21 protein-coding genes are annotated in these 23064 nt (G+C 38.6%); 5 read left to right on the top strand and 16 right to left on the bottom strand.

The window, feature by feature from the left end:
- Positions 1–112: 112 nt before the first annotated feature.
- The gene (lgt, locus tag MKL32_RS02280) at positions 113–925 is read right to left on the bottom strand and encodes a prolipoprotein diacylglyceryl transferase (protein ID WP_004951884.1); all 813 of its coding nucleotides are present in this window, start codon (positions 923–925) and stop codon (positions 113–115) included.
- A gap of 105 nt (positions 926–1030) precedes the next feature.
- Here lgt and MKL32_RS02275 point away from each other — a divergent pair, with 105 nt between their 5' ends.
- Complete coding sequence (locus tag MKL32_RS02275) at positions 1031–1813, top strand: NRDE family protein (protein WP_125272514.1); 783 nt, start codon at positions 1031–1033, stop codon at positions 1811–1813.
- 48 nt (positions 1814–1861) lie between these two features.
- Here MKL32_RS02275 and MKL32_RS02270 read toward each other — a convergent pair whose 3' ends face one another.
- The 12 genes from MKL32_RS02270 to MKL32_RS02215 all read right to left on the bottom strand — a co-directional run bounded on the left by MKL32_RS02270 (position 1862) and on the right by MKL32_RS02215 (position 15064).
- Positions 1862–4060, bottom strand: coding sequence for a PhoX family protein (locus tag MKL32_RS02270; RefSeq protein ID WP_125272513.1), 2199 nt, complete (start codon positions 4058–4060; stop codon positions 1862–1864).
- Positions 4061–4241: 181 nt separating this feature from the next.
- Positions 4242–4952 (bottom strand): twin-arginine translocase subunit TatC, encoded by a 711-nt coding sequence (tatC, locus tag MKL32_RS02265; RefSeq protein WP_171133387.1) that lies wholly within the window; start codon positions 4950–4952, stop codon positions 4242–4244.
- Between the two features lie 71 nt (positions 4953–5023).
- Positions 5024–5467, bottom strand: coding sequence for a Sec-independent protein translocase protein TatB (gene tatB, locus MKL32_RS02260; RefSeq protein ID WP_039048181.1), 444 nt, complete (start codon positions 5465–5467; stop codon positions 5024–5026).
- 12 nt (positions 5468–5479) lie between these two features.
- Positions 5480–5695 carry a Sec-independent protein translocase subunit TatA gene (gene tatA, locus MKL32_RS02255; RefSeq protein ID WP_004760687.1) on the bottom strand — a complete coding sequence of 72 codons (216 nt, stop codon included), beginning with the start codon at positions 5693–5695 and terminating at the stop codon, positions 5480–5482.
- Between the two features lie 243 nt (positions 5696–5938).
- A complete protein-coding gene (rdgB, locus tag MKL32_RS02250; RefSeq protein ID WP_270900121.1) occupies positions 5939–6565 on the bottom strand; it encodes an RdgB/HAM1 family non-canonical purine NTP pyrophosphatase in 627 nt (208 codons plus the stop codon).
- Between the two features lie 197 nt (positions 6566–6762).
- A complete protein-coding gene (locus tag MKL32_RS02245; RefSeq protein ID WP_270900120.1) occupies positions 6763–7359 on the bottom strand; it encodes an endonuclease/exonuclease/phosphatase family protein in 597 nt (198 codons plus the stop codon).
- Between the two features lie 75 nt (positions 7360–7434).
- Entirely contained in the window at positions 7435–8022 is a 588-nt protein-coding gene (locus tag MKL32_RS02240; RefSeq protein ID WP_004951899.1) for a tetratricopeptide repeat protein, read from the bottom strand.
- A complete protein-coding gene (gene metW, locus MKL32_RS02235; RefSeq protein WP_004909236.1) occupies positions 8019–8612 on the bottom strand; it encodes a methionine biosynthesis protein MetW in 594 nt (197 codons plus the stop codon). Before metW ends, MKL32_RS02240 begins: the two co-directional genes overlap by 4 nt.
- Positions 8612–9772, bottom strand: coding sequence for a homoserine O-succinyltransferase MetX (gene metX / locus MKL32_RS02230; RefSeq protein ID WP_262579517.1), 1161 nt, complete (start codon positions 9770–9772; stop codon positions 8612–8614). Before metX ends, metW begins: the two co-directional genes overlap by 1 nt.
- Positions 9773–9871: 99 nt before the next feature.
- Positions 9872–11569, bottom strand: a complete 1698-nt coding sequence (gene leuA, locus MKL32_RS02225) for a 2-isopropylmalate synthase (RefSeq protein ID WP_004909231.1) — start codon at positions 11567–11569, stop codon at positions 9872–9874.
- A 455-nt stretch (positions 11570–12024) separates the two neighbouring features.
- Positions 12025–12708: a Fe2+-dependent dioxygenase gene (locus tag MKL32_RS02220; RefSeq protein ID WP_004678505.1), complete on the bottom strand. Its 684-nt coding sequence runs from the start codon at positions 12706–12708 to the stop codon at positions 12025–12027.
- A 97-nt stretch (positions 12709–12805) separates the two neighbouring features.
- Positions 12806–15064, bottom strand: coding sequence for a TonB-dependent receptor (locus MKL32_RS02215; protein ID WP_270900119.1), 2259 nt, complete (start codon positions 15062–15064; stop codon positions 12806–12808).
- A gap of 384 nt (positions 15065–15448) precedes the next feature.
- On the opposite strand from MKL32_RS02215, the gene tig reads away from it, so the two are divergent.
- From tig to MKL32_RS02195, 4 genes are all read left to right on the top strand, one after another.
- A complete protein-coding gene (gene tig / locus MKL32_RS02210; protein ID WP_270900118.1) occupies positions 15449–16780 on the top strand; it encodes a trigger factor in 1332 nt (443 codons plus the stop codon).
- 197 nt (positions 16781–16977) lie between these two features.
- Positions 16978–17583 carry an ATP-dependent Clp endopeptidase proteolytic subunit ClpP gene (gene clpP, locus MKL32_RS02205; RefSeq protein WP_004909225.1) on the top strand — a complete coding sequence of 202 codons (606 nt, stop codon included), beginning with the start codon at positions 16978–16980 and terminating at the stop codon, positions 17581–17583.
- Between the two features lie 27 nt (positions 17584–17610).
- Positions 17611–18921: an ATP-dependent Clp protease ATP-binding subunit ClpX gene (clpX, locus tag MKL32_RS02200; RefSeq protein ID WP_004909222.1), complete on the top strand. Its 1311-nt coding sequence runs from the start codon at positions 17611–17613 to the stop codon at positions 18919–18921.
- 151 nt (positions 18922–19072) lie between these two features.
- Positions 19073–19789, top strand: a complete 717-nt coding sequence (locus tag MKL32_RS02195) for a DUF2846 domain-containing protein (RefSeq protein WP_005403224.1) — start codon at positions 19073–19075, stop codon at positions 19787–19789.
- A 23-nt stretch (positions 19790–19812) separates the two neighbouring features.
- On the opposite strand, the gene MKL32_RS02190 is transcribed toward MKL32_RS02195, so the two are convergent.
- From MKL32_RS02190 to MKL32_RS02180, 3 genes are all read right to left on the bottom strand, one after another.
- Complete coding sequence (locus MKL32_RS02190; RefSeq protein ID WP_204379021.1) at positions 19813–20355, bottom strand: DUF2059 domain-containing protein; 543 nt, start codon at positions 20353–20355, stop codon at positions 19813–19815.
- A gap of 100 nt (positions 20356–20455) precedes the next feature.
- Positions 20456–21982: a fumarate hydratase gene (locus tag MKL32_RS02185; protein ID WP_004909213.1), complete on the bottom strand. Its 1527-nt coding sequence runs from the start codon at positions 21980–21982 to the stop codon at positions 20456–20458.
- A gap of 139 nt (positions 21983–22121) precedes the next feature.
- Positions 22122–22988: a helix-turn-helix transcriptional regulator gene (locus tag MKL32_RS02180; RefSeq protein WP_099948066.1), complete on the bottom strand. Its 867-nt coding sequence runs from the start codon at positions 22986–22988 to the stop codon at positions 22122–22124.
- Positions 22989–23064 lie beyond the last annotated feature (76 nt).

Here is a 23064-nt window from a genome sequence, read left to right as displayed (position 1 = left end):
TGAGTCCTTTATAGTTAAAGTGTTTGTTTGCACTCATATTTTAACTATTTAGACTCAGGTTTTTTTATTTAAAGCAAACTATGGGACAGTAGTGAGCATTTGCTCCCTTTAATTATTTTTTAAGCTGCCAATCATAGATATTTTTACGGTAGGCATACCAAATCATCCAGAGTCCAATGATGATCATTGGGAAGCTGAGAATCTGTCCTTTGGTCATCCAGCCGAATAAGATAAAACCTTGGTCTGCATCGGGTTGACGGAAGAATTCCATAAAGAAACGAGCGACTCCATAACCAACCAAGAATAAAGCAGATACTGCCATGCGAGGGCGTGGTTTAGAGCTAAACCACCATAAGACGATAAATAGAATCAGACCTTCACAGATTGCTTGATAGATTTGCGATGGATGACGAACCAAACCTAAAGGGTCAGTTGGGAAAATCATACCAAATGCATAGTTCGGATCTTGAACTTGGCGACCATAAAGTTCACCACCAATAAAATTCCCAAAACGACCAAACATCAAGCCTGTCGGTACGCATGGAGCGATAAAGTCTAAAGTCTCGAACCAAGTCTTTTGATATTTTTTACACCAAAATAACATTGCAATAATGACACCAAGGAAACCACCATGGAAACTCATACCGCCTGTCCACACTTGGAATAACCAAAGTGGATTTTCCAGAAATTTCCCAAACTCATAAAATAAGACGTAACCGACGCGTCCGCCGAGCACTACACCTAATGCACCGTAGAACACAAGGTCGGAAATCATATCTCCTGTCCAGCCATCACGTTGTTTGGCACGATAGGAGGCGAGTCCCCATGCAAAAAGAAATGCCAATAAATACATAAGTCCATACCAATGTACTTTGACAGGTCCTAAACTCAATGCAACTGGATCTATATTTGGATAGGTCAGCATTGCTGTTCCTCAATTTTGAATTTGAAATTAAGTTTTGAGCAGATTGTAGCGGAATGATCTGAAAAATGTTGTACATTCAATGTGTAAAGATGTGAGAACAAAATAATGTGTATTGTTGCTTTTGCATGGCATGTACTTGAAGACATGCCACTTTGTTTACTTTCAAATCGTGATGAATTTTACCATCGACCAAGCGCAATGCTGCATTCATGGGAGCATAGTTCGATCATTGCAGGCAAAGATTTGCAATCGGGCGGAACATGGATGGGGGTCACAGCTTCAGGTCGCTGGGCGATTGTGACTAATTTTCGTAATGGACGAGATCAAAATCATTACGAAACTTCACGTGGCAAACTCATTCAAGATTTTTTAGAAAGTGATTTAGCACCTATACGTTTTGCTCAACAATTGGAAGGCAAACAACAGGATTATGCAGGATTTAACCTATTTGTAGGGGATCGAGAACAAGCTGTTTACATGAGTAATCGGGGAGAAGCACCTCAGGTTTTGGCAAATGGTGTATATGTCGTTTCAAACGGTCTAATGTCAGAGGACTGGGAGAAAACGAAGCATCTGCGTAAGCGGTTTACCCAAGAGTTCTTGCCGATGTTACAGCAGACTCAAATTCCCGAACATGATCTAAATTATGCTGCATGGGATATTTTGGAAGATGAGCGGAAAATTATTCCAGATCTATTACCCGACACGGGGATTAGTAAAGAAATGGAAGAGTTACTTTCTTCGACTTTTATTCAAAGTCCGATATATGGCACACGATGTTCCAATTTTTTAAGAATGACGACTGATCAATGGCAATGGATTGAAAAAACACAACAAGGTGAACAGCAAGGAAAATTCATCGAATTAACTATTTCATTAGTAAAATAAAAAAGAGCCTATCATGGTCGATAGGCTCTTTTGGTGTGATTTTAGGGTTTAGCCTGCAATCACACCACCATCTTTACGAGTGATCACAACCGTCGCTGAACGTGGACGTGCAGTTTTGTTGCTTGGGTTCGTTTGGGTTGCTGGCCAGTTACTTGAAGGAGATGCATAGTCTGCAGAGTCTTCACCTGGATGCTGAACATTAATAAAGATTGCTTTGTAATCAGGTGTCATTGTTACACCTGTAATTTCACAATCTTTAGGTCCTACAAGGAAGCGACGCAGGGTTTCATCTGTTACTTTCTTACCAACTAAGGTTTCAGTACCATTTGAAGTCGTTGCTTTTGCTCCATCTCCAACTTGACCTGGAAGTGCAGCAAGCATCATACAGTTCGTTACATCAGTATACGCGCCGTCATCTGTTTGAATCCAAAGTACACCACGTGGGTCAAACCACATACCATCAGGGCTTGAAAGATCATTATTATCTGTCAAACCTGAAAGGTTGATGTTTGCAGCTCCAGATGCCTCAGCACCAAATAGATAGATATCCCAGTTGAAGCTTTCAGCAGTTGTTTTATCAGCTGTTTCACGCAAGCGAATAATATGACCGTTTACATTACCTTTATTGGTTTTTGTACCAGCATATTTGTCTTCATAATTACGTGGATTTGCTGCATCAGTTGGATAGCTAGTACCGCGGTTCGAGTTGTTGGTTAATGTAACGTAGACTTCACCATTTTCTGGGTTAACCGCACACCACTCTGGACGATCCATTTTTGTTGCGCCAACTGCATCAGCTGCTAAACGAGCAAAAGTCACAACATCAGCTTGTGAGCTAAATGGATAGACTGAATTGCTTTGGTTCAAACCATTTTTACCAAAGGCTAACTCAATCCATTGACCCGTACCGTCATTATTGAATTTGGCAACATAAAGTTTACCTGCATTCATGTATTTATCACCAGCAGCATAGCCACCATTGATATCTTTTGGATCCCATTTTGCATCAGATACAAACTTGTAGATATATTCTCCACGAGAGTCGTCACCCATATAAAAAGCAAGATTTTCTCCTGCAATTACACGGCTAGTACGGCAATCCTCATGAGCAAAACGACCTAAAGATGTACGTTTAACCGGATTTTGACGACCATCAAATGGGTCAATTTCTACCATCCAACCAAATGTATTTGGTGCATTACGGTAATCATTACCCGCTATTTCAGCTTTTACATCTGCATTCCAGCGATCATAAAGATCTTGTGAAAGTACACCAGCTTTTACTGTTTCCCAGCCATAACGAGAGCTTGAACCTGCTTTTAAACCATAGCGTTTAAGCGCAATGATTTCTTCTGGACGACGCAAGGTGTCATCTGTCGCACTACGAGCAAAGTAACCAATAAAGTTTTCTTCAGTCGTCAGGTAAGTTCCCCAAGGTGTATAACCATTACCGCAGTTATTATGTGTACCACGAGTTTGACGAGCTGCTGGAGAGTAGGCAGTAGCTAGAAGGGTTGAACCTGCAGCAGCACCAGCAAAATCCATCACTGTAGAACCTGTAATACGGCGGTTAAATACAGAGTTTTTAACCACTTCTACTTTATTTGTCGTTTTATCTTTTTTGATTTCGATCACAGAAACACCGTGAGCATTCACTTCACGAATGACTTCATCTTCAGGTCGACGACCATCAACTTTCGTTGGTCCCTTAGGATGAAGGAAGGTTGGATTGATATATTCATGGTTCATAACTAATAAACCACGTTCAGATACATTGGCATCGTAACGTTGAGTTGAGCTATTTAAACCAAAGAATGTCATACCATCATGGCAATCACCAGAACGATATTCAAAACTTAAACCTGAAGGAATATTGTTATCATCCCACGCACCGTAAGCAGGATTGATTGAATCCCCTAAAGCATAAAGTACAGTTGCTTCATAACCTTCAGGCACTGTTACGATGTCATTTATATTTTTAGCAACAGGAGAGAAGTTTAATTTTTCTGGTTTTTTATTTGGATCAACAGGTGTTGGCGGTGTTCCACCATTATTGCTCGAGTTATTATCGTCGTCGTTACAGCCAGTTAATGTCGATGCTAAAGTTAATGCAACAGCACCACTCGCAGTTTTAGTGATGAGACTACGGCGGCTAATGTGCTGTTCTAAAATGTCACGGAAATGAATATTATCCGATGTGTTGTTATCCAACTCTTGATCTTCATGATATGGCGATAGCTCGGTCATGTAATTTTTCCTAAAAAATATAACAGTTGTTCTAAAAGTTTTCCCCCAATAAACTTAATGTTTAAATGTGACGAAGCCTTGACACTTGTGTGACAGCTTTGTGAAAAATCAATTAAAAATTAAAGTAATAAAATTAAAAAAACAGGCGAGAAGCCTGTTTGTAGTAATAAGAACTAAGTAATCAAGCTGTTTTTCTTTTTTCGATAATCTTGCCAAAAAATAATCCAATCTCAAACAATAACCACATCGGAACGGCTAACATGATCATAGAAATAGCATCAGGCGGTGTAACAAACATTGCTACGAAAAAACAGCCAACAATGATAAATCTTCGTTTCTCAATCAGACTTTGTGTACTCACGACTCCAATCAGAATCAGAAGTAATGTAATCACTGGAATCTCAAAGGTTAAACCGAATACGAGAAATAGCTTTAAACAGAACGCTAGATAGCTATTGATATCTGTCATTGGCGCTACAGTTTCAGGTGAAACACTGATGAAAAAATGTAAAATCGAAGGTAATGCAACAAAATATGCAAAGGCAATTCCTGCATAAAATAGAAAAATACTGCTTAGTAATAACGGAAGAGCAAGTGTTTTTTCGCGTTCATATAATGCAGGTTTAGCAAATGCCCAAATCTGATAAATTATAAAAGGCATTGCTAACATCAGTGCAACAAAAAAGTTCAGCTTAAAGGGTGCCATAAATGTTGCAGTCACATCTGTTGCGATCATTGATGAGCTAACAGGAAGCTGAGCTCGCAAAGGTTCAGAAAGTAACTGATAGGTACGATTTGCAAATGGTAATAAACAAAAGAATAAGAGTAATAAAATTCCAACGATCTTGAATAAATGCTGACGCAAGATCATTAAATGCTTAGTAATCGGCATTTCTTCAAGTTCAATCTTTTGCTTTGATTCTTCAATCGATTGAGCAGGTAACTGAGAATGAGAGGATGTACTCATACGGCCACCTTAAATTCAGGTTGATGATCTGGTGCAGGATAAATAGTGGTCTGAGCCTTTTGAATATTTTTTTCCACATATACAAATGAAGAATGCTCTTTCACATAGTGATAAGTAGGATAACTAATGTTATCTGTTGTTTGTTCTTGTTTGCTTGGTTGAACAAACATTTCTCGTTTTTGTTGTTCGAGCTCAGACATTTGAGCTTGCATTTTTTGTTCTAGTTCAGCAATACGTTGCATTTCTTGCTGCATCTGCTCGCGTAATTCAGATAGGCGTAATTCACGATCAATATCGTTTTGCACATTACTTACAAGGCGCTTCACTTTGCCATACCATTTCCCGACAAAGCGAGCTGCTTGAGGTAATTTATCTGGTCCAAGCACAAGTAAAGCAATAATGCCGAACACCAAAAGTTCGGACATTCCAACATCTAACATATTGTTGCTCGCTTAACTTTTGATTGAGCTTTCAGTATTTTTTACTTGCGCATCAATCGTACGGGGTTCATTTAGAGATGCTGCCGCTTCGTCATCTTTCATTGATTTTTTGAAATCTTTAACTGCACCACCGACATCTTTACCTAAGTTTTTAAGCTTTGATGTACCGAAAAGTAAAATAACTACGATTGCGAAAATGAGTACGTGCCAAATTGATAAACCAGCCATAATTTTATTCCTATACAAACTTTGTATATATCTCAACAGCTTGGCATGACAAATATGTGACACTTATATTGCAATTTTGCGACAGAGGGATAAATAGCTTTAAATAGTTGAATAGGTAATTTTACTTTTTAGTTTGTAATCAAGGTTTAACACAAGGTTTTTGTTATTCTAAATTCAGCGTATTTGATTTTTATTTTATCTAAAAGTGCTCTAGTTTTTATTAACTAGAGCACGCAGTGCGATTTATATTAAGCTAGCTTTGAAGAGCTGCATCGCTTTGCCACGATGACTGATTTTACTTTTTTCTTCTTTGCTGAGTTCAGCACTTGAACAGTTTCGTTCAGCTACCCAAAAGAGGGGATCATAACCAAATCCATTTTCTCCGCGAGCAGTTTCTAAAATTTCACCTTTCCAAATACCTTGAAAGATTTGTGGTAGAGGGTCTTCGGCATGGGTGACCAATGCAAGTACGCAAACAAACATGCCTTCAATCACTTCGCCGTCGTTTCGGAAAGGTGCGAGGTTAGCTAAAAGTTTTTGGTTGTTGGCAGCATCGTTACCATGTTCGCCAGCATATCGCGCTGAGTAAATGCCTGGTGCTCCCCCTAAGATTGGCACACATAAACCCGAGTCATCTGCAATAGCAGGTTTGCCTGAAAGTTTAGATGCATGGCGAGCTTTAATAATTGCATTTTCAACAAAGCTTAAACCATCTTCAATCGCATCTTCGATATTGAGTTTACCTTGAGGAATGATTTCGACGGGTAGATTGAGTTGTTGAAATAGATGATCAAATTCAGCAATTTTACCTTTGTTATTGCTTGCAAGCACAAGGCTGCCTTGATTAAGCCATAATAATGGAGTAGACATATATATTTTAGATCAGCTCAGATTGAGTGGGATTTTAATATGTTATTTTAAGATAGAATAGAAAATTGTTTAAATAAGATAAATTAGTTCAAGTATTAAGATCGAATAATATTGGTAAGTGGTCACTATATTGAAGCCATTCATCTTTATCAAAAATTTTAAAATGTGAGTTTCTTCCAGAGAATAAACTAGTATGACTAAATAAATAATCGATATGATAATTTTTTTCTTGGTTTCGATTCATAAAAAAAAGTTGAATTCTTTTCCTTGCCTTGTTCTTCATTTGTTAGTTCATGGTAAAGACTATGGATATTCATTGTTTTTAGCTGATTGACCACATCACTGTGATTCCACCAACGATCCCATACATCCCATTGAGCGTTGCTATTTAAATCTCCACAAATAATAGTTGCTTTTGTTGCAATAGCTGTATTATGTAATTGTAAATATTTCCATAGTTGTCCGATGTATTGGAATGTTGGAGAGTTAGCATATTTTGTCCAAACAGCTAACAATTGAAAGTCATCATTGATTTTAAGTGGTAAGAATAGTTCTAGGTTAGAATCTTCCCAATATAACTGTTCTAATTTAAATTGCTCTTTAGCAAAAACTCCTAATCCTTTGTTTTTATTATGGCCTTTCCATATTCGATTAGGTAGCCAACTATCATAAGTTCCTTGAGACTTTTCTTCACTTTCACATTCTTGAATTATGTATATGTCTGCATCAATCTCTTTTAATAATTCAATTTTCTTTCTGAAAGCACCATTACAGTTCCAAGTTAAAATTTTCAATTTTATTCCTTTATTAATAAAAAACCGACTCTCAACAGTCGGTTTTTTTAAATAAATCAGGTGATCTAAACTAGTTTACTGCGCTTGAATCCATTTATCAGCACGGTCTCGTGCGGTACGGATTTGCTCTTGAGTTAAGTTTGCAGCCAAAGCTGTTTTCTTACCTTCAGAAAGACTAATCACTTTAGTATCGAGCATGCCATCACGTGTTGAAAGCTCATACCACTGATACGCACCTACGTAGTTTTTCTTTTGCTCTTCCATCATGGCAAGATTGAAGCTTGCACGATTGTCGCCGTTACTTGCTGCTTTTTCGAAATATTTGCGAGCCAATACTTCATCTTTCTTTGTGCCAATGCCATCTGCATACATACGACCAACATTCAGTTGAGCCGCAGAGATCCCTTGATCGGCAGCAGCCTTAAACAATGCAAAAGCTTGTTTCTCGTCTTTAGCGACATCTTTACCATATTGATAGCGTGTAGCTAGATAAAACTGCGCACCAGCTTGACCAGCTTTTGCAGCGCTTTGTAACTCACCAATACTCATCACAGAGTATCTAGCTGCTTGTGTTGCTACTGACTGTGGTTGAGCAACATAGTCTGCATGCGCTTGAAAGCTGACTATGCCAAATAAAAACGTGCTGATTAATGTCTTTTTCATAGAGCGCTCACTCGATAAATTGCGACTTCACCAAATAGGTTCGGCATATGCTTACTCAGCACACTACCTTGTTGGTCACCATTAACGGCAAGTCGATTAATAATTTTAATTCCGTTTTCTGCACATAAGGCTTCGAAATCACGGAAAGTACATAAATGAATATTTGGGGTGTTATACCACATATAGGGTAAAGCTTCAGAAACAGGCATTTTTCCTTTCAAAGCAAGAAAAGAACGAGTCTTCCAATACGCAAAGTTTGGAAAAGTAATAATTGCCTGTTTTCCGACACGCACCATATCACGAAGTAATACATCGGGCGCATCTACAGCTTGCAAAGCTTGTGCCATAACCACAGAGTCAAACGACTGGTCGGCAAAACGGCTTAAACCCAAGTTTAAATCCTGTTGGATAATATTTAACCCTCGACTGATGGCAATTGCAATCTTTTCTTGATCAATTTCTAAGCCATAAGCACGAATATTGTGCTGTTTGCTCATATGAGCCAACAGTTCGCCATCACCACAACCCAAGTCTAGTACGCTAGAATTAGGGCTAATCCATTTTTCAGCGAGTCGTTGATCTATACGCATTAGTGAAGCTCCTGCGGTGTCGATTGCAACTGTTGTTCTCCACCTAAAAATGCTCGAAGTGTTTTGACATAAAGCGGGATTGGGAATAAGAACGAGTCATGCCCTTGTTCAGCATCGATATCTAAATAGCTGACAGGTTTATGATTATCAATCAAAGCATCAACCAATTCTTGTGAGCGACTCGGGCTAAAACGCCAATCTGTAGTAAAAGAAATCACCAAAAATTTACATTTAGGCTTGCTCATTGCTTTAGTCAATGAATGTTCATACTCACGAGATGGATCAAAATAATCCAAGGCTTTGGTCATAATCAAGTAAGTATTTGCATCAAAATTGCGACTAAATTGTTCGCCTTGATAACGTAAATAACTTTCAACTTGGAATTCGACATCAAAGCCGTACATAAATTTGCCTGATTTGAGATCACGACCAAATTTCTGTTTCATCGCTTCTTCAGACAAATAAGTAATATGACCAACCATACGAGCCAAAATCAAACCGCGTTTTGGATAACAGTCATGTTCAAGATAACGACCGTTATGGAAGTCAGGGTCGGATAGAATTGATTGGCGAGCAACTTCATTAAAGGCAATATTTTGTGCAGAAAGTTTAGGTGCACTGGCAATGATGGCACACTTTTGTAAGCGGTCAGCATAGTCCAATGACCATTGTAGTGCTTGCATGCCACCTAACGAACCACCAATCACCGCATACCAAATATCTATACCAAGACGATCAGATAACATGGCTTGAGTTTTTACCCAGTCACGAACTGTAACTAGTGGGAAATCAGGACCATAAGGACGGTTTTCATTTTCTGGATTTGGTGAGGTTGGTCCTGTAGAACCATTACAGCCACCGATATTATTTAAAGAAACGACAAAAAAATGATTGGTATCAATCGCTTTTCCAGGTCCAATACAACTGTCCCACCAGCCAGCCTTTTTATCATCTTCATGATGATAGCCTGCGGCATGATGATGACCTGACAATGCATGACAAATTAAAATGGCATTCGACTTATCTGCATTGAGTGTTCCATAGGTTTCAACCATTAAATCAAAACGGGGCAGAATACGCCCGCATTCAAGTTCAAGAGGTTGTTCGAACTGAAACTTTTGTGGTGTGACTAAACCCACTGAATCCGATGGAAAAGACACTGGAATAATTCGCCTGTATAAATCTTTTATCAATAATGAAAAGGATACCAATTCAGGTATCCTTTCAAAAGCCATTTTTTCTGTTATTACAACATAAGCTTAGACTGCGGCAGCAACCACTTGATCAGTTGTTAATACACCTTGTTCGATCAAACGGTTTGTACATGCAATAATCGCATCGATTGAAGAGGTTACGATGTTGTCGTGTACACCTGCACCAAATGCACTCTTACCTGTACCTTTGACTTGAAGTTCAATCAATGCAAGGGCTTTGGCATTTGCACCTGAACTAATACTACGTTCTTCATAGTTCACAACGTCAATCGGCAACTGTAAAGCATTTAACATTGCTGAGATTGGGCCGTTTCCTTCACCACGTAGGCGTTGAATTTCACCTTCAATTTCAATATCTAATTCAATGATTTGTGTGCCATTGATGTCTGATAATTGATAATGTTTAGTTTGGTAGTGACGGTTTTTGATATCGACATAAGTTTTCTCAAACAATGTCCAGATCTCATGTGCACTGATTTCAGTACCATTCTCATCAGTATGTTGTTGAACAATTTGACTAAATTCAATCTGAACACGACGTGGCAATGCAACGTTATAGTTTGATTCTAATAAATATGCGATACCACCTTTACCTGATTGACTATTTACACGAATAACAGCGTCATAGTCACGACCTAAATCTTTAGGATCGATTGGTAAATAAGGCATATCCCAAATTTCTTCGTTTTTCTGGAACTCAAAGCCTTTTTTGATCGCATCTTGGTGGGAACCAGAGAAAGCTGTGAAGACTAAATCACCTGCATATGGATGACGAGGGTGAACAGGTAAGCCTGTACATTCTTCAACAGTTGCAATGATTTCGTTGATGTTCGAGAAATCTAAATTTGGTGCAACACCTTGGGTATACATGTTCAAGGCAATTGCTGCAACATCGACATTACCCGTACGTTCGCCATTTCCAAATACACAACCCTCAACACGGTCAGCACCTGCCATAATGGCTAATTCAGATGCAGCAATACCACAACCACGGTCATTGTGACAGTGAACTGAGATAATTACGCCATCACGACGTTGCAAGTTACGGTGCATCCACTCAATTTGATCTGCATAAACATTTGGTGTTGAAACTTCAACTGTTGCAGGTAAGTTCAAAATCACTTTATTGGTTGGAGATGCTTCCCAAATTTCAGTAACCGCATCACAAACATCCTTGGCAACTTCTAATTCTGTTGCTGAGAAACATTCAGGGCTATATTGGAAAATCCATTCTGTTTCAGGATATTGTGCTGCATATTCTTTCACTTTATTCGCAGCATTAATCGCAAGTTGTTTAGCGCCATTTACGTCTACATTCAAAACTTTTTGACGGAAAGTCGGAGAGTTCGAGTTATAGATATGCACAATTGCACGTTTAGCACCAATCAATGACTCGAAAGTACGCTCAATCAAATGATCACGAGCTTGAACCAAGACTTCGATATAAACATCATCAGGAATTAAATTTTCTTCGATTAACATACGGGTAAAATCGAAATCAATTTGAGACGCAGATGGGAAACCAATTTCAATATGTTTAAAGCCGATTTTGACTAACATTTTGAACATCTTTAATTTTTGATCCATATTCATTGGTTCAAAAATCGCTTGGTTACCATCACGAAGGTCGGTACTCATCCAAATCGGTGCTTGGTTGATTTCGTTATTCGGCCATTGACGATCTGGTAAATCCACTCGTTGATACATACGGCGGTATTTTTTGCTTGGGTCAGCCAACATCATGAGGTAACTCCTTATCATAGCAGGGGTCGCGGATTTTTATAAATGCAACGTACTATAAATATATATGGTGTCTATACGAATAAATTAAAAGAGAATATTTGGATCGAATGCCTTCAAACTTAGGCAATAAAATTTATACGCGCGCGAGGCGCAGCATCAGGAGAGCAGCAAGATGGTTTATATTCGACGGATGGGTAAAGCCGTAATTTGTTTTCATCATCAACCATTCAAAATTATGATTCGGTTTTGCAGCTATATTAATCATCTAATAAAAATCAGTCTAGGTGAAAATAAGCTGGCTGCAAAGGTCTATAACAGCATTCTAGCTCTTAATTGTGGAAAATGTTTTCCTGTTTTTTGCAAGAATTGATAGTTGAGTGGGATATTTTTTCTAAATAAGTCTATTTTTTAATAAAAATTATAGAATTTATTCAGCATGACGAAAAATGAAGTGGTCAGAGTTCTGACCACATACGAATGAGATTGTGATAAATATTGGTGAGTTTCATTACTTCTGGATATGCATCACCATGATCTATGCGAAGTTGACGAATACTTTCATCCAAATTAAAGAGCATATGACGCTTTTGATCATCTCTAATCAAACTTTGTACCCAAAAGAAAGAAGCAAAACGGGTGCCACGCGTAATACTACTGACTTCATGCAAGCTTGTTGAAGGGTAGAGTACGACATCACCTGCTGGTAATTTCACTTCATGGTAGCCATAAGTATCCTCAATAACGAGATCACCACCATCATATTCTTCAGGTTCACTCAAAAATAAAGTACACGATAAATCTGTGCGAAGTTGTTGATGAGTCCCTCTCACTAAACGAATTGAATTATCGACATGAAAACCAAAACTTTCGTGTTCATCGTAGCGATTAAACAAAGGTGGAATCATTTGCTTGGGGAGTGCAGCTGCTTGGAAAGTTGGATTTTTCCAAATTGCATCCATCACAAGTGCACTAAGTTGGTGGGTTAAAGGGTCACTCTCTGAAAGTTGTTGATTACGTTTTACGGAAGCTGAGAGTGTGCCTGCTGTAATTTTTCCACCGACCCAATCTGCTGCTTCCATTAATTTACGGAATTCGGCGACTTGTTCTTTTGTCAAAACATTTGGAATGTGATGGATCACTGAGCATATCCCTTTCAATTGATTATTATAAAAAATAGCCTCATAGAGAGGCTATTTTAGATGAGTTTAAGTAGATACCCTAATTTTTTTAAGGGATTTAGTACTTAAAGTTGATCGCAAGAACTGCGTTGCGGCCATCACCTTCGTTTGCATAGTGTGAAGCATGAGCACTTGTAAAATAACGCTTATCTGAAATGTTATTTACATTCAACTGTAAGTTTACATTCTTGTTTACATCATACTTTGCCATCGCATTGTAGATAGTAAACGTTGGTAAAATTTTCGTTGAAGTGGTGGCTGTGTTTGGATTGGTATTTGCAAAAACTTGATCGCGATATTGAACGCCTGCACCAAGTGTTAATTTTGGAAGTACTTGGTATGTACTCCACAAGTTAGCACTCTGTTTAGCAACGAATGGAAGAGGGCGACCTTCTTGAGCAACTAAGTTATAAGCTGCTTTGGTTAATTCGCTATCTAAGTAGCTATAGCCAAGTGCCATTTCCCATTTATCAGTAATGTGACCTGTCAAAGCAAGTTCAAAACCATCAACTTTACTTTCACCAGCATTAGTTACTGTATTCGCATCTATATTAATACGTGTATTTTGCTTCTCAGTACGGAAGATTGCAGCTGTCGCATTGGCACGGTTGTTCCAAAGGCTCCATTTCGTTCCGATCTCAAATGTACGAGCTTTTTCTGGTTCTAGGTCTTTATTTGAAGCACTAAGTGAATCAAGGTCAGGATCGATACCTACAGGGTTGGCAGCAGTTGCGAAACTTGCATAGATACTACCATGCTCTGTTGGGCGGAATACTACACCCGCTTGATAGGAGAAGTAGTCTGTATCATTTGAATACACAGTACCTGCTGGCGTTGTTACACCACGAGCTGTTACATCTTTGTTATATTTTAATTCTGTATCAAATTGATCCCAACGTACGCCAAGATTTAATAACCAATATTTATTGAATTCAATACTGTCTAATGCATATACAGATACTGTTTCGTTGGTCATAGTAGTCTGTTTAGTATTTGGTGTGAGTGTGCCTAACCATGGATCATTCGGACTTGGATTATTGAGCTCCGTGCACCAGCCATTGTTATCATTACATTTATCATTGAAACCAGCAGTCGTTGTACCTGTATATCCAGGATAACTAATATTATAGTTACCGCGATTGGTTTCTTCACGATTATATTCAGCACCAACATTGAAGCTATGTGTTATTGCTCCAGTTTTGAATTTCCCAGCTAAAGAAAGTTGGTCGGTAAATGCATCGGTGTCACGAATGGTCTGTGTTGCACGACGGTAGACTTTTCCTTTGTAGATATTGCTTTTTGAATCATCTGGATTTGTATACATATAGCTTGCTTTAGAATGGCTATATGTTGCAGTGTTTGAAACTGTTAAGTCATCATTAAAATCATGTTCAAGCTTCAATGAGCCAATGTGGTTTTCACGCTTATCAAAATCACGATCCTTCCAGCCATAGTAAGAACCTTGTTTTACATTTGCTGGGCGACCATCAGCTTTGATCGAGCCTGGAGGTGGATTGTTAGGGTTGTTAAATGGAATGCCTGAATCAGGCTCATCATTACTTTTGATAAAGTAGTAACTTAAGGTCGCACGGTTTTCAGTTCCTAAACCGAAAGCTAGACTAGGCGCAATACCAACACGAGCATATTCTGCACCATTATGCTGTCCTGGTTTCTCATTTTCATGACCCATCGCAATAACACGACCCGCGATTCCATTACCAAAGTCTTTGTTTGCGTCAAGTACGATATGCTTATAGTTATCTGTGCCGCCTGCAACACTTCCTTGATATTCATCACCTTCATGCGCAACTTTTGGAATCATGTTGATACTGCCACCAACACCACTTCCGCCAGTTAGAGCAGAGCTTGAGCCTTTAGTTACTTCGACTTGTTCAATCGCAAACATATCACGTGTTTGAGTTGTTGAGTTGCGCACACCATCTACATAGATCGCGCTTTGTCCGTTATAACCACGAATATAAGGAATATCTGTATACGGAATGCCGCCTTCACCAGCACCTAGTGTGATACCAGGCTCATTACGAAGTGCTTCTAATAAAGTATTTGAATTTGTTTCTTTCAATAACTTTTGAGATAAGACAGACACTGTCTTTGGTGTGTCTTTTAATGGCGCAACATATTTCTTGTTTGCAGATACATCAACTTTTAATTGTTCAGCAGTTGCTTCTGCATGAATCGTTGGGAGTTGAACCACATTTTCTTTATCTTGCGCGATTGCTGTAGTTGCAATCATAGAAAGAGATGATGCAATCGCAGATGAAACAAACTTCTTACGTGTTCTGATAAAAGAAGACATATCGTATCCATGTAAACCTTAAAATTCATGCAAATAATAATTATTCTTATTCTTATATGCAATTTTTCTCGATTGGATTTAACGATGCTTAGATCATATAAATTTGGAAAAAGAAATAGAATAGTGTAGCGAAATGTAAGATTGTGTTGTAATTGATTGGGTGAAAATTAAGCATATTGATCTAATAGAATTCTTCACGAAATTACCCAAGAACAACCGAGTTTATTCATAAACTATGAAAAATAATAAATCGTGGATGACTTGCTGATATGTTCAGATCAACTTTTACTGCTAGAATGCTTGTCGAATTTTGTATATCAGCAAAGTTGTCATATAATGTGGCACTTTAAAAATTGTTACTACTAACTATATATCGAGGAAGCCATGCAAGTAACGACTGAAGCGGTTTCGGGCGTTGCCCGTCGTTTAAATGTTTCTGTACCGACGAGCCGTGTTAACGAGCAATTTGAAGCTCGCTTAAAACGCACTGCCAAAACTGTGAAGATCAACGGCTTCCGTCCAGGTAAAGTGCCTTTAAATGTTGTTCGCCGTGAATATAGTGCGAGCATCTATCAAGAAGTTGTGAATGACCTTATTCGCGATACAGTATTCGAAGCAATTCAACAAGAAAAAATCAATGCTGTAGGCATGCCGAACATTGAAAAAGTTGAAAACAAAGATGACGCTTTAGTTTATGAAGCGACTGTAGAAGTGTATCCAGAAGTAGAAGTTAAATCTTTTGCTGACTTAGAGATTGATCGTAAATCATCTGAAATCAACGATGCAGACGTTGATGTAATGATTGAAAACTTACAAAAGCAACGTGCTTCTTGGACTGAAACCAAAGGCATGGCAAAAAAAGACATGCAAGTGACTTTCGATTTTGAAGGTACTGTTGATGGTGAGAAGTTTGAAGGCGGTGCAGCTGAAGACTTTAAACTTGTTCTTGGTTCAGGTCGTATGATTCCTGGCTTTGAAGACGGTATCGTTGGCATGAAGAAAGGCGAAGAGAAAGTTATTGATGTAACTTTCCCTGAAGACTATCAAGCTGAAAACTTAGCAGGTAAAGCAGCTCAGTTTAAAATCACTGTGAAACTTGTTGAAAAACAAAAGCTTCCAGAGATTGATGCTGAATTCTTAAAAATCTTTGGTTTAACTGAAGAAGAAGGCTTAGACAAGTTAAAAGCTGACGTTCGTAAAAACATGGAACGTGAAGTTCGTAACGGTCTTCGCAACCAAGTTAAACAAGCTGCGTTTGATGCGCTTGTAGCTGCGAACGAAATCGAAGTTCCAGCATCAATGGTTGCTCAAGAAATTGATCGTCAACGTCAACAAATGATCCAACAATTCACTCAACAGTTTGGTGCTCAAGGTGCAGGCGCATTTGACAGCAGCATGCTTCCAGATGAATTGTTCAAAGAACAAGCTGAGAAATCAGTGAAGCTTGGTGTATTGGTAAGCAAAGTATTAGCTGATGCTAAACTTGAAGTTGACCAAGCACGCGTTGATGCTTATATCAATGACATGGCTTCTTCTTATGAGGATCCAACAGAAGTTGTTGAATACTTCAAAAATGACAAACAACAACGTGCTCAAATCGAAGCAGTTGTGTTAGAAGACCAAGTTGTTGATCACATCTTGGCTGCTGCTAAAGTAAATGATGTGGCTGTAAGCTACGAAGACTTATTAAAAGAACAACAAGCTCGCCGTGGCTAATCTTTTAAAAGTTGAAAAGAAAGGCGCGTAATGCGCCTTTTTTTATATGTGTTATGAATGTGTTAATTTGTCTAAAAAATGCCAGATTTTAGTCTAAATATTCGAATATTTCAGATTGAACCTTTTGCAATTTCAGCGATTATCCCTCATATTGTTGGCATAGATCGAGTCACAATAATTTAGGAATAAGTAAACATATGTATGTTCCAACAATTGAAAATGCTTTAGTTCCTGTTGTCGTTGAACAATCATCTCGTGGTGAGCGTTCTTTTGATATTTACTCACGTTTGTTACGTGAGCGTGTTATTTTCTTGACAGGTGAAGTTGAAGATAACATGGCGAATTTAATCGTCGCGCAGATGTTATTTTTAGAAGCAGAAAACCCAGAAAAAGATATTCACCTCTATATTAACTCTCCAGGTGGTTCAGTAACGGCAGGTATGGCAATTTACGATACCATGCAGTTTATTAAGCCTGATGTTGTGACATACTGTATGGGGCAAGCTGCCTCTATGGGTGCATTCCTTTTGAATGCCGGTGCAAAAGGTAAACGTTATTGCTTGGAAAATGCACGTGTGATGATCCATCAACCATTAGGTGGTTTCCGTGGACAAGCATCTGATATTGAAATCCATGCACGTGAGATTTTGTTTATTAAAGAGCGTTTAAATCGTTTAATGGCGCAACATAGCGGACAGGATTACGAGACAGTTGCTCGTGATACTGATCGTGATAATTTCATGACGGCTGAAGCTGCAAAACAGTATGGTTTGGTTGATCAAGTCCTTAGTAAGCGTCCGTAATTTTTAAGATTCAAGATTGGAGTAAATATGTCCGAACATCCTCAAGGACAAAAACATTGTTCATTTTGCGGTAAAACGCAGTCTGAAGTCGGGAAACTGATTGCAGGTGAGGACGCATATATTTGTAATGAATGTGTAGATGTGTGCTTAGACTTAGTTCAAACAAGTCAACAGGTTGAAGCGGGTGATTGGGCAACCAAACCATTGCCAAAGCCACATGAAATACGTGCAGCACTTGATCAATATGTTATTGGGCAAGATCTTGCGAAGAAAACGTTATCTGTTGCGGTGTATAACCACTATAAGCGTTTGAAAGTTGGGCAAACACATCATGCACATCAAGACATCGAAATTGCTAAGAGTAATATTTTATTAATTGGACCAACAGGTTCTGGTAAGACTTTACTTGCTCAAACACTTGCACGTTTACTTGATGTCCCTTTTGCTATGGCGGATGCGACAACACTTACCGAAGCGGGTTACGTGGGTGAAGATGTTGAAAATATCGTGCAAAAATTGCTGCAAAAGGCAGATTATGATGTAGAGAAAGCTCAAAAAGGCATTATCTATATTGATGAAATCGACAAGATCACGCGTAAGTCTGAGAATCCATCGATTACTCGCGATGTTTCGGGTGAGGGTGTACAACAAGCATTATTAAAAATGATTGAAGGTACAGTTGCTTCGATTCCTCCACAAGGAGGGCGTAAGCATCCTCAACAAGAATTTATCCAAATCGATACTTCAAATATATTATTTATTTGCGGTGGTGCATTCTCAGGTTTGGAAAAAATTGTACAGCAACGTCAGGAAAAAGGCGGTATCGGTTTCACAGCTGATGTGAAAAATAAAGATGACAGTAAAAAAGTCTCTGAGTTATTCCGTCAAGTTGAAGCAACAGATTTGGTGAAATTTGGTTTAATTCCTGAATTTATCGGTCGTTTGCCAGTGATTGCAACGCTTGATGAGTTGGATGAAGAAGCATTGATGCAGATTTTGACTGAACCAAAAAATGCATTAACTCGCCAATATCAGTATTTATTCACGATGGAAGATGTTGACCTTGTATTTGATGAGTCTGCATTACGAGCAGTGGCGAAGAAAGCCCTTGAGCGTAATACTGGCGCACGTGGTCTACGTTCTATCTTGGAAAATGTACTACTTGAAACAATGTATGATTTACCAAGTCGCAAAGATGTCGGCACGGTTATTGTTGATGAGGCTGTGATTAATGGAACAGCTAAACCGACATATAAGCCAGAGCGTTTACCACAAACGACAGCGGCTGAATTGATTGAGAAGAAAGATTTGAAAGTTGTAGATTCAAAATCTGCTTAATTCACATTCATCTAAAAAAGCATGAAAGGCTTAGCTTTTCATGCTTTTTTTATTTGCAATTGAACGGTGAGGTGTTAATCTTAAAAATTGAATAATCCGCATAGTTTTGCGCTGTTAAAAATAAATCCAAGAAAACGCCTTGAGGGATGTCATGCGTTATTTAATATTGTCATTATGTTGTGTAGGGATTTTGGCGGGCTGTCAAAGCCATAAAGCAGTTGAAGAAAATCCAGTCGTCTTAACAGCAACTTTACCTCCTGTCGATACAGATAAGAAACCAGGTTTATTTGATCAATATCATGTGGGTGGTTTTACTGTTGGTGGATGGGTAAACCAAAAATTAGGTCAATATTACGCTCCTATCAAGCCACAAAATGAGCAAGCCGCGGTAGTCTATTTATATCGCCCAGACACTCGCTGGAATCGCCAAGAAATTGCTGCTGCTAATCTATTTATCAATGGTCATCGCATTCCAAGTCTATTACATAATCATTATTATTGGTTGGAATTACCAGCTGGAACTTATCGCTTAAGTGTAAGTCGTCCTCTAGCAGGTTTGCATTTTCAAAAACCGAAATATTTAGATTTTACAGTTGATGCAGCTCAAACTTATTTCATTAAATATGACGAAGAGAATAAGTTACCAAGAAGTGAACCAACAGGTCCATTTATGTCAATGCCAGAGAAAGTGGCACGTCAAGAAATTGCATTTACTCGATTAAAATCATCTAGTTATAATTTTGTTGCGCAAGATGCTTCAGGTAAAGTTCGTTCTAAGCCTCAGGAGTTAAAACCTGCCAAATATGATCAAAAGTCAGAGGTTCACTTGGTTAAACCATTTAAACTTTGGAATCCTTTAACTTGGTAATTGATAGTATTAATGAGCAATTTCTATTCCTGTTGAATTAGTGGTTGAATGATAGATAGAAATTGCTCTTGCAATTGAATGCTTTGTTCAGGATCGCTTAGCGTTTTTTGACTTAGGGTATTCATATATTGAAATACATTTGTACTAATCTGTAAGTTTTTCTGATTGATTGACTTACCTTCAGGGGTTTTTAAAAACTTTAAATAAGCCTGAATTTCTTCTTCACTGAGTGTGTCTTTATAAATTTTTTCAATCGCTTGAATTGTTTCAGGTCGAGCAAATAATTTTGAACTGGTCTCTTTTAATAATTGGCTGAGTTCTAATACTGCTAAGAGTTCTTGATTGGTTGTTAATTTTTTTTTATTTAAAATACCTAAAATAATCCTTTCAGCTTCTAAGTCTAAAGCAGGTTGCATTTCTTCAAAGGAGTTGTTCAGTACTTTTTCTAAGTCACTGGCTTTAATTAATTCTTGAACAGATTTAGTTTGCGCAGGAGTAGCTGATACATCCTGTGAAGTACAAATAGCAAGGCATAGCAACAGATAATGGAATGGTTTTATGTTCATATTTGCCTCGTTATTCTTATTCATTTTTATAATTTAACAGAAGCTTTAAATAAAAAAATAGCCGAATGCAGTGATTCGGCTATTTTTTTTGTTGAGCGGATTATTGTGCCGCAGCATCTACAACTGGAATTTTACCAATTTTTGCTTGCCAGATTTTTGGAGCAGTTGCGTGGATAGACGTACCATTCACATCAACGGCAACAGAAACAGGCATATCTTCAACCACAAATTTGTAGATTGCTTCCATACCTAGGTCAGCAAATGCAACAACTTCAGCTTCACGTACAGCTTTAGAAACGAGGTAAGCAGCGCCACCCACAGCCATTAAGTAAGTTGCTTTATTATCTTTGATTGCTTCAACAGCCGCTGGACCACGATCCGCTTTACCGATCATGCCGAACAAGCCAGTTGCTTCTAAGACTTGACGGGTAAATTTATCCATACGCGTTGCAGTTGTAGGACCAGCAGGACCAACGACTTCATCACGAACAGGATCAACAGGACCAACGTAGTAAATGAATTTACCTTTTAAGTCGACTGGAAGTTCTTCACCATTATTTAACATGTCGACCATGCGCTTATGTGCAGCATCACGACCTGTATAAATTGTACCGTTAAGAAGTAATGTATCGCCTGGTTTCCAAGAATTCATTTCTTCTTGTGTGATCGTATCTAGATTCACACGTTTTGATTGAGATGAATCCCAAGTTACAGCAGGGTAGTCTTCAAGTTTAGGTGCTTGGATGTGTGCTACGCCTGTACCATCTAATTGGAAATGTGCGTGACGAGTGGCAGCACAGTTCGGAATCATACCCACTGGTTTACCCGCAGCGTGACATGGGTAGTCTTTGATTTTAATATCAAGAACAGTCGTCAAACCACCAAGACCTTGAGCACCAATACCCAGTGCATTTACTTTTTCGAAGATCTCAATACGGAGTTCTTCCATCTTGCTTTGTGGACCACGACGAAGTAATTCGTCCATGTTGATTTCTTCCATGAGAGCTTCTTTTGCAAGCATCATGGCTTTTTCTGCAGTACCACCGATACCAATACCGAGCATACCTGGTGGGCACCAGCCTGCACCCATCGTTGGTACAGTTTTAAGTACCCAATCTACGATTGAATCAGATGGATTTAGCATCGCAAGTTTAGATTTATTTTCTGAACCGCCACCTTTAGCTGCAACGGTAATATCAACTTTATTACCTGGTACGAGTTTGTAGTGGATGACAGCAGGTGTATTGTCTTTAGTATTTTTACGACCAAAAGCTGGATCAGCAAGCACTGAAGCACGAAGTACGTTTGAGTTTTCTAAGTAACCTTGGCGTACACCTTCGTTCACTGCATCGTCTAAGCTCATGGTTAAATCAAATTTAACATCTAAGCCGACTTCAAGGAAAACGTTGACGATCCCTGTATCTTGACAGATTGGTCGATGACCTTCAGCACACATACGTGAGTTGATGAGGATTTGAGCAATTGCATCTTTTGCAGCTTTGTTTTCTTCACGATCATAAGCACGGCTCATCGCTTGGATGAAGTCTTGTGGGTGATAGTAAGAAATAAACTGAAGGGCATCCTTGATTGATGTAATCAAGTCATCTTGTTTGATGATCGTTGTCATATCAAAATTCTCTTGAGCGGGCGATAAGCTGGCGGGCTAAATTATATGACAAAAAGCTTGGATTGTGGGAGTTTTAAACGACTTTTGGCTAAAGGTCTATATACAAAAGTAGATTTTAAAATATGTGAAACTTCAATAATTAGTTTTGATTTTTTCGCAGCAGTGAAGGTGCGTATCCAAAATGTTTTTTAAAACGATGGCTAAAATGGCTGCTCGAGCTAAAGCCATATCTCATTGAAATTTCAGTTAAATTTAATTTGGTTGCGTGTAGAGCTTGATGGGCTAACTCAAGTCGACGTTGCATGACGTATTGGTGTGGTGGCATTTTCATAGATTGTTTGAACATATGCGCAAAATGATATTCACTTAATTGCGCTTGTTCAGCTAAATCCGTGAGCGTCAAACTTAAATGCAAATGTTGATCAATCCATTGCAAAACTTGTTTGAGCACATATGGTGAAAGCCCACCTTTTACGACAGGTGCTTGCCACTGTGCATGACTATAATTCTTGATGAGATGATTAAGCAATAGCGTAGTTGCTGTACTCATCTGTAAATGATTTTCGCGGTTTTCCCATTCAGCATTCAGTAAAAAATGCCGATAGATCATTGAGATTTGTGGATCAGCGACGAAGATTTGTGGATTTAAAATAATTTGGCTAGGTTCTTTATCCCAAACTTGTTCTGCTACACGTTTTAGATGTTGTTCTGTGTAGTAAAGATGAACAAAAGTTAGTGGATCACGCAAGTCCCATGTTGACTCATAATCTTGGGGCATGAGGCACATACGGTCAGGCCCACCGCCATTGTGCCAACCTTGAGGTGTCTTTTGATAACTCTGATAACCACCATGAATATACATACTTAAAGTATGGTGATTGCTACAGACATTGACGCGATCTTGATTATTTTCCCACATGGCCAATTGCATACCTGAACCCAATTCAACTGAGTCAAGCAATTGAGCTTTATGTTGCTGTAATTGATCAAGAATTTGATATTTCATCTTCTATACAAAGTGTTAAGTATGATTGTTTTAAGTGTAGGACGTTCAGCCTTAGTTGTCATCTGAATATAACGAA

It is taken from the genome of Acinetobacter sp. AOR34_HL (assembly GCF_027854795.1).
GTDB lineage: Bacteria > Pseudomonadota > Gammaproteobacteria > Pseudomonadales > Moraxellaceae > Acinetobacter > Acinetobacter junii.
The sequence above is the reverse complement of the archived record's forward strand: the minus strand, read 5'-3'. Positions and strand labels throughout refer to the sequence as shown.